The organism is Streptococcus dentiloxodontae, assembly GCF_053206925.1.
Window position 1 is genome coordinate 1 of sequence record NZ_JBRUHR010000020.1, and the last position, 12121, is coordinate 12121.

Genomic DNA, 12121 nt, shown 5'->3' on the forward strand with positions numbered 1-12121 from the left:
GGCTTTCGAAACTTCAAAAACTTTAAAACTAAAATTCTTATCGCTTTGAACATGCAAAGAGAGAGAACCAATCTGATTCTCTCTCGTGCTTAGTTATAAGTCACCCACTACAGTTGACAAAGAGCCTCAAAAGGAGGCAGTTTTAGTTTATGAATACTCTATCCCTATTTCATCAAAGCAATCCCAACTAAAAGCGAATTACTTCTAGCTGCAGAAGCTGTACTTAAGGCAATAGAAGCTGTATTTGATGCAATAGAAGCCAAGTGCACATTTGCGGTTTTTAATTGTCTAACAACTTCATCTAACTGCTCATTAATCTTATGAACAGCTTCCAAGATTTGTCCTTGTCTTTCTTCTAGCCTATATTTGTGTTGTTCATCACGCAAAATATTGGCTGCTTCTTTGAAGGTATCTGCTCTGTAATCCTCTATAAGCTCCCAAAGGCCTGCTACATCAGTTGCGTTGCAAAAGCGGCTGGGAATAACCTCCTTTAACTCAAGATACTGCGAATCAATTTCGATATTATGAACAGCCGTTTCTAACTCAGACAAATGAGTATCCTCTTCCCATTCTTTTTCCAAGCGTGAGATATTACGGCTGCTTATTATCCTGCTATACCCCACTATAGTTAATACAGAATATATAGCAATTCCTACAACACAAACAATAACCACTACCCCAACAATGTACATGATAAATTCTACAATTTTCGTAAATAAAGTAGCATGGACATCCATAAAAGTTAATACAATAGCAGCTATAAGAAGGATAAGCCCTACCGCACCTGCTACAAAACCAGATATGTCTGAGGCTCTATTATTCTCCCTCTCCTTATTGATTAACATTTGGTATCTATCATGTATATCAGCAATCTGACCCTTTAAATTTTCTAACGTGTTTAAATAACCATATGTATAAACCAATTTATTAAGCAGCTCTTCCCTAGAATATTCGTTCATTACTTAGTCCTCTCTTTTAATAAACTACACTTGCTCCGATATTATAACATTTTGATAAATATTCGTAAAATAGCCTTTCCAAGAAAAGAATTTAACCTCCCATTCTATGAAGACTTAAGAGGTTATCACAAAAATATATTTGTTACAACAGAAAAAAATAATAAACACCTATTTTTAGATTTTCAAACCATTTTGTTATAATAATTACAAAAAAGACAAAGGATAATCTATGGTTTTATCAAAAAAGAGAGCACGTAAAGTCATTGAAGAAATTATAGCCCTGTACCCTGATGCACAGCCAACTCTGAACTTTCGTAATCATTTCGAGTTATTAATTGCAGTCATGCTATCAGCACAGACAACAGATTTGGCAGTTAACAAAGTTACTCCGGCTCTATTTGCAGCTTATCCAACACCGCAGGCTATGGCTAAAGCGACACCAAAAGAATTGGAAAAATATATTTCAAAACTTGGCTTGTACCGTAACAAAGCCAAATTTATGCAGACCTGTGCCCAAGAACTGGTTGAAAAATATGATGGGGTTGTTCCTCATACGCGTGAAGAGCTAGAGAGTTTGGCAGGAGTCGGAAGAAAAACAACCAATGTTGTTCTAAGTATCGGATTTGGTATCCCAGCCTTTGCAGTTGACACACACGTTGGCCGTATTTGTAAACATCATAATATTGTCAAAAAATCAGCAACACCTCTTGAAACCGAAAAACGTGTCATGGAGGTCTTGCCGCCAGAAGAATGGCTGCCTGCTCACCAAGCAATGATTTTATTTGGCCGTCAAGTCTGCCATCCCAAAAATCCTGAATGCCATAAGTTTCCTCAATTATATGAGTTTGATTAATTCGCTTGCTTTAAAAGAGATAACAAAAAAATCGGCTTGAAGCCGATTTTTTATGATTAAAGACGTGCACTCAATTCTGCACTAAGTTCTTCAAAACCTGGTTTACCAAGAAGGGCAAACATGTTTTTCTTATAAGCCTCAACATCTGGCTGATCAAACGGATTAACAGCGTTAAGGTAACCTGAAATAGCAATCGCAATCTCGAAGAAATAAATAGTGTATCCTAACGTGAACTCATCTTGTTCTGGAAGAGTTAGGTAAGTGTTTGGTACACCGCCATCTGTGTGAGCAAGAAGCACTCCATCTGTAGCTTTTTTATTGGCAAAATCAACATCTTTTCCTTGAAGATAGCCCAATCCATCAAGATCTTCAGCTAATTCTGGAATGATTACATTTTTGCGTGGTTTATCAACACGAACAACTGTTTCAAAAATGATTCGTGCACCTTCTTGGATATATTGTCCAAGCGAATGAAGATCTGTTGAAAAGTTAGCCGATGATGGGTAAATGCCTTTTTGATCTTTACCTTCTGATTCACCTGCCAACTGTTTCCACCACTCTGAAAAATACTGAAGTGATGGTTCATAATTGACCAGAATTTCTGTTGAATAGCCTTTGCGGTAAAGAACATTACGAACTGCTGCGTATTGGTAAGCTTCATTTTCAGCAATTTTATCTGAAGAATAGTCCTGACGCGCTGCATTTGCCCCTTCCATCAATTTAGTGATGTCAGCACCACTGGCTGCAATAGGCAAAAGGCCTACTGCTGTTAAAACTGAAAAGCGCCCACCGACATTATCCGGAACAACAAATGTTTCCCAGCCATTGGCATCAGCTTCAACCTTAACAGCACCCTTTACCTTATCTGTTGTTGCATAGATACGCTTATTGGCTTCTTCTTGACCATATTTTTTGATCAAAAGTTCTTTGAAAACACGAAAGGCAATGGCCGGTTCGGTTGTTGTACCCGATTTAGAAATAACATTTACTGAGAATTCTTTATCCTGAACGTATTCCACAAGATCAGCCAAGTAAGTTGATGAAATAGAGTTACCAGCGTAAAGGATTTGTGGGGCTTTACGTTTGTCAGCAGATTGCAAGTTCACAAAATGGTTGCTTAAGAAATCAATAGCTGCTTTGGCACCAAGATAAGAGCCGCCAATACCGATAACTACAAGCACCTGACTGTCTGATTTAATTTTTTCAGCTGCTTTTTGAATACGTGCAAATTCTTCTTTATCATAGTTTTCTGGAAGATCAAGCCAGCCAAGAAAATCAGCCCCTGGTCCTGTTCCTTCGCGAAGCATTTTATCCGCTGCTGAAACTTGAGACTGCAGGTAATCAATTTCATTCTGATTGGCAAATTTGCCCAAAATTTTTGAATAATCAAATTTAATATGTGTCATGTTAAGGATACTCCTCTATAAAATTAGGTATACTTTTTCAGTTTACTCTTTTCTGCTCTATTTTTCAATGTTTTTAAGTCCCTTTTTACAAAAAAAGAAAACGGTTGCTCTGCTAAAACTTTATAAAAGCTAAACAGTTAGGAAACAGACTTAATAATTTCTACTCGCGTAATAACATCATCTTTCATACTGTCAACACGTAAGGCAACATCTTTAAAATAAATGGACGCGCCTATAGCTATATGTTTGTCCTCTTCTCGTAAATGTCTTGCCATAAAATCCCGCATCAATTCACTTTTTTCTCCATCTAAATCAACTCTTGCCAAGACATTGGCAATTTTGACTTTCTGGCTTCCTCTGACAATGATATTGTTAGAATCATCAAAACTCGTAAACAAGTACTTACGGGTCGCAAATAAAATGGCAATAGCTGCAACACCGATTAAAGTGTCCAAAGCGCTGCTATGCGAGACTACTAGCTCTCTTGCTACCGCAAATAAGAGTACTTCGATAATAGTACTAGGCGTATGTTTGGTCAGCATCTTGATCAATTCCACACCTATGGCAATGTTCATAGCCTGGTTTAGAAAATTTTGCAAATAAGCCTCAATATCAACATTATCGGTTAAAACATTACCCATATCCAATACTAAACGGCCAGTTAAGAGCAGCAGAACTACAAGCAAGATGAGTGAAATGATAATTTCTACGTAAAAAGATAGCTCATATAAACTGACTTGAAAAAATTTTCTCATAAATTCTCCTTGTAATTAAAAGTTCTAAAAACGGGTAAAATTAGGACCTCTGTCTTGAACTTTTATTATAACTTAGATAAAAAGTATTCTCAAGAGCAATAAAAAAGAGCACACGCTCGACATCGCTTAGGGCTGCTGGATTCCTCCCCTGACCCACTTCACGCACGGACGTTGCTCCAAGGATTATTATAGCATATTTTACTTAGTTTGCAAGTTTTGACTCTGCTTTGACTGCTTTCTTTCTCTCGCGGCTTTGTCTGAAAAAATCCTGCATGATTTGGGCACATTCCGCTTCTAGCACCCCTGTTTCTACTTTCACACGGTGATTGAGACGCTCATCGGTTAGAATGTTATAAAGGCTGCCAGCAGCGCCAAATTTAGCATTTGGGGCGCCATAGATGACTTGCGGAATGCGTGCCAAGCCAATGGCTCCGCTGCACATGACACAGGGCTCAATGGTGACAAAAAGCGTACAATCCAACAGACGCCAATTGCCTTCATGGATATTGGCTTGGTTGATAGCCATGATTTCGGCATGCATGATGGCTTGGTTGAGCTCCTCACGCGCATTGTGCCCGCGACCAATGATTTGGCCGTCCTTGACGATAACACAGCCGATAGGAATTTCTTCTTTGGCTAGTGATTTTTGAGCTTCTTTCAGGGCCTCTGCCATAAAAAATTCTTTTTCTGCCTGAGTGAAGTCTGTCATCAGCAATCACCAATTTCCCATGATTTGTGGGGCTCTGCCAATTCTACCGGAATGCCATTGGAGTAGGTTTCCGTCTGACTTCTGAGAATTTCTAGATGGCTGTCTGGAGCAATACCTGCTGGCGGTACTGGCGGCATGTGGGTCAAAACCAGACGTTTTACCTTAGCCGCGCTAGCAATTTCCCCAGCTTCCTTGGTGGTCAAATGAGCGATGTGATTTTCATTGCCTTCGTAAAGGTAAACATCCGCCAAAAAGAGGTCAGCGCCTGCGGCAAATTGCGCCAAATCAGCAAAATAACCTGTGTCACCCGTGAAGACAAATACTTGCCCTGTCGTGCGCTCTACAATCCGAAAGGCATAGCAGGGCACAGGGTGAACCGTTTTGATAAAAGTAATGTCAAAGGGTCCGATTTGCTGCACACCCTTAACATCATAGGCAAGACCCTGCGAGACACCATCAAGAGTCAGTTTGCTAAACTCGTAGGCGTCCTCATCATGTCCGTAGATGGGCAAAACCTTAGGCTCCCAGAGATGCTTGGGATAAAGTTGAAAATAGTGACGCAGAACGCCCAAATCAGCGACGTGATCAGGATGGTAGTGGGAAATAATAACCGCATCCAAATCTAGCGGACTGATTTCTTTTTCGAGTTCATTGAGAGCACGGCTGCCGCAATCAACCAGCAGTTGAAAGCCGTCTGCGCCTGTCAAGAGATAAGAGGTTGTGCCACCGTCTTTGTAAGGATAAGCTCCCCAGCAGCCAAGTGTTGTCAGTTTCATAAAAAACACCTTCTTTGATTAAATACTCATGGAAAACCAGAATGGCACATCCTTGACAGCACCTTGCCGTACGCTGCTGCAACTTGCTGCTTACCTTCCAGTACGATTCCGATTTTCTTTGAGTATTATTATAACAAAAAGAAAGTAGGATAAGTTAAAAAACCTAATGGCTATCTCTAACAAGTGAAAAACATAATCTAAGAGGGTCATCTTGTGAAACTATCAAGGTTAGAAAGTGCTTGTATCTCACTGCTTAACTATCAAAAGAAGTTAGAACTTTATTGTGTCCTAACTTCTTTGGCTTTATTTTTCTGACTGTGGACGGCGAATGGCAATAAGTGCTGCAAGAGCTAATATAATAAATCCTGCCACCGTTAAATACGGAGCAAATTTTTCGCCGGTAGAAGGTAAACCGTTAGTTTTTGAAGATTTATTCTTTTTAGAAGATTTTGATGTCTGCGCTGCCGCCTTAGCATCTGCTGAAGAAGCACTTGTTGAAGCAGACGGATCTGTTGATGAGGCTGAGGTACTCTCTTCAGAAGAACTTGATGCTTCTGTTGAAGAAGAGCTTGCAGCTACTTGGTTAGAACGCCCTGAACCATAAGCTTCCTGCATAACATAAGTAGCCGTACGAGTTCGTCCTGCAAAGTTATCTCCAGATAAATTCAAAGTATTAGTGAATGAAGTACCTGTTGTGGCTGCTTCATCTGTGATTTTAGTACGGTAAGAAATAACATAAGCCCAACCATAGCCATCACCGCTATTGTTATTACGGCTTAGGGTAAATCCTGTAGGAGTCACCTCAGCTTCTGCCGTATGATTATCATGGACAAAGCGTGAACGAGCTTCTGCGTCTGAATCAACAGGATCATTTGCAACATACTGCAAACGGACAATACGAAGGCTATTTGTCACCATTTCCTGACCTTCACCAATAGTATCACTGATAACCATATTTGTAATAGGATCTTGCGCCCCATTAACAACCATAAACCATTCAATATAACCTGACTCATTTTGATAGCCATACTTAAACGTGTAACTATCAATTTCGCCAGCGTTGCTGGCATTGTAATTTAAAGAATATTGGGTTCCTTGATAGGTGGTTGTGACAGGTCCAGATTCGGTTACCACACTCGAATCAATGTGCAGCAAAACGGTTAATTCTAAGGTTTTATTTAGAGGTTCTTTTGTAAATTGATCGGTAAAGGTTACTGTGAGCGTTTTAGAGGAACGATCAATCGTAGCTGTTCCAATTTTTACACCTGCTTTATCGTAAACATCAGAGTCCGCTACATCAAAAGTTTGTCCTGAGACAAATGCCAATTCATTTGGAAGAGTAAGTGTCAGCGTATCACCTTCAGCAATGGAAACTGAATCGTCAAAAGAGACACTGTTTGTAGCCGTTATCGTTGTTCCGGCATTAACACTTGTAGCTGAGCTGACCGTTGATCCATCAACCGTCAGATTCGTAGAATTTGTATAGCTTGTAATTTCACTAGCATCAACTCTTGTCGTAAAAATAAAGCCTACTAAAGCAAGTAAAGTCAACCCTAAAAAAGTTGAGAGTATTTTTTTCATATCATCACCTTTCTTAACACTTTGATAAATCATCTGCAACTATCTTTAAACACATTCAAAAGGGAAAATTGCTACGGTGCCTCCTTTCATCATCTATTTGTCTACAGCAACACTAGAAATTACCAATGTGATTATTAAATTTGGAGTCATAATAATTTTTTAAACTTACTGTTACTTAAATGGTTTAAATGGCTGATTGCTTAGAAATGGTTGCAGAAAAAAATTGCAAATATTAAGTGAAAATAGTTTCAGTTATTAATTATTTACATACCATTAATATAATACAATAATCCCCCTTAATTATTAGTTTACCATGAAAGGGCTATCTTGTAAATTATATTAAGATTAAAATACAAAATAAAATATTTTGTCATATTTGAAATCAAGATTTCAGATCCAATCTTGATATTTTTTACTGCAAAAAAGCAGCCTCGCGGCTGCTTTTATTTATGACAGATACTTTGATACCTTGTTACAGCATCACATTAACAGTTAAAATGGCAGTTCCTCCTCTTCTAAAACCAAATCAGCTAAGTCCCCAGCTGTATTATTCTCACGCATAGCTCGCTGAGCACGGCTTTCCAAAAGCTGGAATGATTGCGCTAAAACCTCTGTTACATAATGAGTTTGCCCATCTTTTTCATACTTGCGGGTGCGTAATTCCCCATCAAGAGAAATAAGGCTGCCTTTGGCAGCATAAGATGCCAACGTTTCTGCTAAGCGCCCCCAGACTACAACATTAACAAAATCAGCTTCACGCTCGCCATCTTTTGATTTAAAGCGGCGATTTACAGCTACCGTTACACGTGTTACTGACCTATCATTAGGTGTTTTGACCGTTTCTGGAGTCGCTGTCAAGCGACCAATTAAAACAACTTTATTATACATTTGTTTACCTCCTAACTATCTATTCGTAAGTCAGAGAGAAAAATGCTAAAATAAAGAAAAATTTAAATCATTTTATCAAAAGGATTTTATATGACCATTGCATTTTTAGTCTTTCAAAAATTAGTTGTGCTCTTCTCAATTATGGGGCTTGGGCTCTACTTAACACATAAAGAGATTTTTACAAAAGATGTCACTCTGAAATTATCCAAATTACTGACAACTTATGTTGCCCCAAGTCTATTTGTTTCCTCCTTTATCAGTCAAAAATTTTCGGCTGAACGGCTCTTTTTGCTCTTAACCATGATTGCCGCCGCATTCTTTTTGCTATTCACCCGTATGATTTTAGTAAAATTTTTGTTGGCTGATGAACGCAATATGGACAAATATGCGACTCTTTTTGCCAATGTTGGTTTCATGGGAACACCTTTAGCAGAGGCAGTCGGCGGTACAAATGCGGTTTTTTTCATTTCAGGCTTCGTTGTTGCTAATCAGATTATGCAATGGACTTACGGAATTTACTTGATTTCAAAAGGAAAAGCTGGTATTAATTTACGCTCAGTCTTGGTTAACCCTGCTATGATTGCTACAATTATAGGTCTTTTTCTCTTCAGCCTTCCCTTTGATTTACCAACAGTTTTTACTGATGCCATTACCACCGTCGCTAAATTAAATACACCTCTTTCCACCTTGGTTTTAGGCTCCTATTTTTACAAAGTTAAATTCAAAGATATTTTTCTCTATAAACCAGCTTATTACACCGCTTTTCTACGACTCTTTTTGACTTCTTTTATCAGTATCATAACCATCTGGATTCTGCCTATTTCCTCTTATGATGTAAAACTAGCCCTGACAATTGCCTCAACATCACCAACAGCTATGAATGCGGCCTTGCTTAGTCAGGTTTACGGCGGGGATTATGAGTATGGTTCTCGTTTGGTGCTTCTGACAACCGTACTGTCACTTATTAGTATCCCTATTATGATGACCCTAGCAGACTATCTTTATCTCTGAAGACTCACAAAAAGCTGGGACAGACAGCCATGATTGCACAGCAATCATTGTGGTTTGTCCCAGCCTCTTTTTATAATACTTCTGTTGGCAAATTCATTCCCTTCCAACCTTCAAAGGCTCCGCTAAGTTCATAAGCTTTAAAACCAGCCTTAAGAAGGATTAGCAAAGCCTGTTTACCTAGAATTGTTCCACCATTCCAATCATAAACCACATAGGTTTTGCTTTTATCTAAAGTATCTAACTGACCGGCTAAATCCTTAGCAGGAAGCGCCTTGGCTCCTTTGATTTGTTCTTTCTTGACAAAGGCAGGGGCATTGCGAACATCCAATACCACTATATCCGAATTCTCCTCCTTCATAGCCTCCAAGACTTTAAAATGATTAATGTATAAGTCTAAGTACATCTCCAAAAATGCGATTTTTTCCATTTTTATGAATCCTCCTGAATGATTTTTGCAATAGTTAAAATAGTCTGCTCTTCTTCCTTGGTCAGATTTTTGACAATCTCCTGTTCGATCTTATGCATACTTTCCCACATCTCTCTGGCAATCTTTTCGCCAGTTGTCGTTAAAATAAGCAAATTCTGACGCCTGTCTTTTGGATTTTTTTGTCGCTGAAGTAAGGCCTTCCTCTCCAAATCATCAATTAACTGCCCAATGGTCGTGCGGTCAATCCCCATACGATCACCAATCTCTGCTTGCGTTAAAGACGGATGATTCAAAACAGTCAACAAAATCCCATAATCTCGTGAATCAATAGCATACTGTTCTATGGTCTCTGAAAAAACCTTATCCATCTTTTGAACAATTTTTCCAAGATTAAACCCAAAAGAATTTTTCAACTCCATATAATCACCTCGACTGATAATCAGTATAACTGATTATCATTTTTTTGTCAACCGTCAATTAAAAAAATCTATGGTTAGTTTTCCATAGATTTCTCAATTCACCAGTCCGTAGACTCATAAACCTCTTTGGGAGTCCTATCAAATCCTACAACTAAAATCGTATAAGTCACGCTGCTTGGGTCACTCTTATAAGAATTAAGCCAGTTTGAATCCATTTTGAGATAAAAACTATAGGTTCCATAGTCTCCTTCTGTTTTTCCTACGTAATAATAATCAAGATAACGTTTATCATTATCTTTTTTACTTAAACTTTGATATTTATCATAAGTTGAGTCTAAATCTTCCAGCACAAGCTCATCATAAGTCGTTTCGTCTTCTATAGTTACCGTATTTTCAGTGAAATCATAGCTAAAAGACAGCTCGCCTTGTGTTCCTGAACTCATCTCATTTTCACCATAAGCCTTAAGTTCAATCCTATCACCAAAATCTCTGGCTGCTTCAATTAACGGATCTATATGATTAGCGTTATTATCATCTTGACTAAGACTTAACCAATTACTAAGGTCGAAGTAATTTACTTCACCAGTATCAACAATGAGTTTAACAGCTTCGCCTATATTTGCAGCACCGAGCCTGAAAGGATTTGAAATATACCCCAGAACAGGAAAGAAGTAAATTAGAATAGTAACTGTCAGTAGGGTCTTCATGTTGATTTTATTAAGCGCCCAAATAAAGTAAATCACCGCAAACAATAAAGCATAGGCTGCTCCATAACTAAATTTATGAGCATGGGCAATCAGTAAAATAATGAAAAAGACAGGCTGCACCGGACGTATCTTGTGGTAAATAACAGAAAAAACATCGGCAGTATTTTCATGTGTCTTAATAAATAAAGAAAGGACAATACTTAGCAGGACAAAAAATGCACCTATCCCAAAACCTAAATCATTTGGTTTTATAAGATAAGATAGAATGGATAAATCCATTACAATCAACCATATACTGGCAAATTTGACAAAAGTATTTGTAGCGATGGCAGGTATAGCAGAATTTTTAGCCGGCTGACCATTATTCATAACTGCCATTTGTTGCTGTTTAAATTGTGCTGCTTCAAAACTTCTTTGAACCTCAACGTTTTCTCTTGCTCTTGCATTAGACAAAAAGGTAAATAAGAGATATTGGATTCCAAAAATAAAAGCAGCATTTCCGCCAAATTCGAGAAAAGAGCCTTCCCACAAATGACTTACAATATTAAAGCCAATATAGGCCGCTATTGTAATAGCAACCGCCTGAATCAGCTGTACCCATCGGTAGCGATAAATAAATCTATTTGTCGTGTCATTCTTTAGAAAAGTATCTCTAGGATATAAGTACCAAACAGCAAAAATAAGCTCAATAGCCTGCACTCCTGTCAGCCATCCGAGATAATTAAAACCAAACAGTGCTGTAATAACATTGACGAGGTAAGAAATTATTCCTAAGACTCTAAGCGTCGTTCTCCTAGAAAGCAAGCCAATAGTCAATAAGATTAGGGTGGAAAAAACAGAAAATCCTATCCCTTTTTGCTCATCAAACAAAAAAACATTGATGAAAGCGAATAAAACAATTCCAAGCAGAATTCCAACTTGTTTTGACATTGTTAACTTTTTGTTTTCCATAAATTTCCCCAACCTTCTTTCTTATAAAACTAGAATATTTCCCCTTAATTCTTCCAATGTTTTTTGACATCAAAGGCTTCGCCAACAGCCGCATCGTCATCTAGTTCAATAATACCGCGCTTTTGCGGAGCATTAGGCAAAGCCAGCTCTCGCGGAGCACACATCATACCATAGCTATCTTCTCCGCGAAGTTTTCCTGAAAAGATAAGGCTGCCGCTGGGAAGCATAGCACCTGGAAGAGCAACAATGGTCTTAAGGCCTACAGCCGCATTTGGAGCACCAGCAACAATTTGGACAGTTCTGTCAGCTGCAATTTGTACCTGACAGATGTTAAGATGATCGCTGTTTGGATGTGCTTTCATTTCAGTAATTTGACCAACGACAAATACTGGTGTTGGAGTTGCCTCAAGCTTTTCTGTAAAACCTTCTTTGGCAAGCTCTGCATTAAGCACAGCCACATCTTGGTCTGTTAAAAAAATTTGACCCTCGCCATCAATCGTTATAAGATGCGACACGTCAAAAATATTCCAAGCAAGGGTTTCGCCTGTTTTTTCTGAAAAGATGCGTGCCACCCTGCCCCTACGCTCTGCACTGCGTTTAATAGCTTTAGTATCTTGCAAAATAACCATCAAAACGTCGCCAACATGTTCCTTATTATATGAAAAAATCATTTTTTCTC

General features: G+C 38.5%; 13 protein-coding genes and 1 other RNA gene. 2 read left to right on the forward strand and 12 right to left on the reverse strand.

The features are described from left to right. Positions 1 to 164 precede the first annotated feature (164 nt). Positions 165 to 959: a hypothetical protein gene (locus ACVRZ8_RS08915; protein ID WP_447448977.1), complete on the reverse strand. Its 795-nt coding sequence runs from the start codon at positions 957 to 959 to the stop codon at positions 165 to 167. A 229-nt stretch (positions 960 to 1188) separates the two neighbouring features. Between ACVRZ8_RS08915 and nth the strand changes: the two genes are divergently transcribed. Beyond that, entirely contained in the window at positions 1189 to 1812 is a 624-nt protein-coding gene (gene nth / locus ACVRZ8_RS08920; RefSeq protein ID WP_447448978.1) for an endonuclease III, read from the forward strand. Positions 1813 to 1868: 56 nt separating this feature from the next. Here nth and ACVRZ8_RS08925 read toward each other — a convergent pair whose 3' ends face one another. From ACVRZ8_RS08925 to ACVRZ8_RS08955, 7 genes are all read right to left on the reverse strand, one after another. Beyond that, entirely contained in the window at positions 1869 to 3218 is a 1350-nt protein-coding gene (locus ACVRZ8_RS08925) for a glucose-6-phosphate isomerase (protein WP_447448979.1), read from the reverse strand. 137 nt (positions 3219 to 3355) lie between these two features. Beyond that, positions 3356 to 3973: a hypothetical protein gene (locus tag ACVRZ8_RS08930; protein ID WP_447448980.1), complete on the reverse strand. Its 618-nt coding sequence runs from the start codon at positions 3971 to 3973 to the stop codon at positions 3356 to 3358. A 97-nt stretch (positions 3974 to 4070) separates the two neighbouring features. Further along, positions 4071 to 4156: signal recognition particle sRNA small type (gene ffs / locus ACVRZ8_RS08935), an RNA gene on the reverse strand. A gap of 19 nt (positions 4157 to 4175) precedes the next feature. After that, the gene (gene tadA, locus ACVRZ8_RS08940; protein ID WP_447448981.1) at positions 4176 to 4682 is read right to left on the reverse strand and encodes a tRNA adenosine(34) deaminase TadA; all 507 of its coding nucleotides are present in this window, start codon (positions 4680 to 4682) and stop codon (positions 4176 to 4178) included. Continuing rightward, entirely contained in the window at positions 4682 to 5458 is a 777-nt protein-coding gene (locus tag ACVRZ8_RS08945; protein WP_447448982.1) for an MBL fold metallo-hydrolase, read from the reverse strand. Before ACVRZ8_RS08945 ends, tadA begins: the two co-directional genes overlap by 1 nt. 303 nt (positions 5459 to 5761) lie before the next feature. After that, positions 5762 to 7039 (reverse strand): collagen binding domain-containing protein, encoded by a 1278-nt coding sequence (locus ACVRZ8_RS08950; protein WP_447448983.1) that lies wholly within the window; start codon positions 7037 to 7039, stop codon positions 5762 to 5764. Between the two features lie 492 nt (positions 7040 to 7531). After that, the gene (locus ACVRZ8_RS08955) at positions 7532 to 7927 is read right to left on the reverse strand and encodes a single-stranded DNA-binding protein (protein ID WP_447448984.1); all 396 of its coding nucleotides are present in this window, start codon (positions 7925 to 7927) and stop codon (positions 7532 to 7534) included. A 90-nt stretch (positions 7928 to 8017) separates the two neighbouring features. On the opposite strand from ACVRZ8_RS08955, the gene ACVRZ8_RS08960 reads away from it, so the two are divergent. After that, on the forward strand, positions 8018 to 8938 hold the full coding sequence (locus tag ACVRZ8_RS08960) for an AEC family transporter (protein ID WP_447448985.1): 921 nt from the start codon (positions 8018 to 8020) through the stop codon (positions 8936 to 8938). Between the two features lie 70 nt (positions 8939 to 9008). Here ACVRZ8_RS08960 and ACVRZ8_RS08965 read toward each other — a convergent pair whose 3' ends face one another. The 4 genes from ACVRZ8_RS08965 to ytpR all read right to left on the reverse strand — a co-directional run bounded on the left by ACVRZ8_RS08965 (position 9009) and on the right by ytpR (position 12113). Beyond that, positions 9009 to 9365 carry a rhodanese-like domain-containing protein gene (locus ACVRZ8_RS08965; RefSeq protein WP_447448986.1) on the reverse strand — a complete coding sequence of 119 codons (357 nt, stop codon included), beginning with the start codon at positions 9363 to 9365 and terminating at the stop codon, positions 9009 to 9011. A gap of 2 nt (positions 9366 to 9367) precedes the next feature. Beyond that, positions 9368 to 9784 carry a MarR family winged helix-turn-helix transcriptional regulator gene (locus tag ACVRZ8_RS08970; RefSeq protein ID WP_447448987.1) on the reverse strand — a complete coding sequence of 139 codons (417 nt, stop codon included), beginning with the start codon at positions 9782 to 9784 and terminating at the stop codon, positions 9368 to 9370. Between the two features lie 98 nt (positions 9785 to 9882). Further along, positions 9883 to 11421, reverse strand: coding sequence for a hypothetical protein (locus ACVRZ8_RS08975; RefSeq protein WP_447448988.1), 1539 nt, complete (start codon positions 11419 to 11421; stop codon positions 9883 to 9885). A 65-nt stretch (positions 11422 to 11486) separates the two neighbouring features. After that, the gene (ytpR, locus tag ACVRZ8_RS08980) at positions 11487 to 12113 is read right to left on the reverse strand and encodes a YtpR family tRNA-binding protein (protein ID WP_447448989.1); all 627 of its coding nucleotides are present in this window, start codon (positions 12111 to 12113) and stop codon (positions 11487 to 11489) included. Positions 12114 to 12121: the final 8 nt, after the last annotated feature.

What these genes read in the sequence shown, in the direction of transcription:
- ACVRZ8_RS08915 (WP_447448977.1), bottom strand. Translation starts at nt 959, where the DNA reads ATGAACGAATATTCTAGGGAAGAGCTGCTTAATAAATTGGTTTATACA.
- nth (WP_447448978.1), top strand. Translation starts at nt 1,189, where the DNA reads ATGGTTTTATCAAAAAAGAGAGCACGTAAAGTCATTGAAGAAATTATA.
- ACVRZ8_RS08925 (WP_447448979.1), bottom strand. Translation starts at nt 3,218, where the DNA reads ATGACACATATTAAATTTGATTATTCAAAAATTTTGGGCAAATTTGCC.
- ACVRZ8_RS08930 (WP_447448980.1), bottom strand. Translation starts at nt 3,973, where the DNA reads ATGAGAAAATTTTTTCAAGTCAGTTTATATGAGCTATCTTTTTACGTA.
- tadA (WP_447448981.1), bottom strand. Translation starts at nt 4,682, where the DNA reads ATGACAGACTTCACTCAGGCAGAAAAAGAATTTTTTATGGCAGAGGCC.
- ACVRZ8_RS08945 (WP_447448982.1), bottom strand. Translation starts at nt 5,458, where the DNA reads ATGAAACTGACAACACTTGGCTGCTGGGGAGCTTATCCTTACAAAGAC.
- ACVRZ8_RS08950 (WP_447448983.1), bottom strand. Translation starts at nt 7,039, where the DNA reads ATGAAAAAAATACTCTCAACTTTTTTAGGGTTGACTTTACTTGCTTTA.
- ACVRZ8_RS08955 (WP_447448984.1), bottom strand. Translation starts at nt 7,927, where the DNA reads ATGTATAATAAAGTTGTTTTAATTGGTCGCTTGACAGCGACTCCAGAA.
- ACVRZ8_RS08960 (WP_447448985.1), top strand. Translation starts at nt 8,018, where the DNA reads ATGACCATTGCATTTTTAGTCTTTCAAAAATTAGTTGTGCTCTTCTCA.
- ACVRZ8_RS08965 (WP_447448986.1), bottom strand. Translation starts at nt 9,365, where the DNA reads ATGGAAAAAATCGCATTTTTGGAGATGTACTTAGACTTATACATTAAT.
- ACVRZ8_RS08970 (WP_447448987.1), bottom strand. Translation starts at nt 9,784, where the DNA reads ATGGAGTTGAAAAATTCTTTTGGGTTTAATCTTGGAAAAATTGTTCAA.
- ACVRZ8_RS08975 (WP_447448988.1), bottom strand. Translation starts at nt 11,421, where the DNA reads ATGTCAAAACAAGTTGGAATTCTGCTTGGAATTGTTTTATTCGCTTTC.
- ytpR (WP_447448989.1), bottom strand. Translation starts at nt 12,113, where the DNA reads ATGATTTTTTCATATAATAAGGAACATGTTGGCGACGTTTTGATGGTT.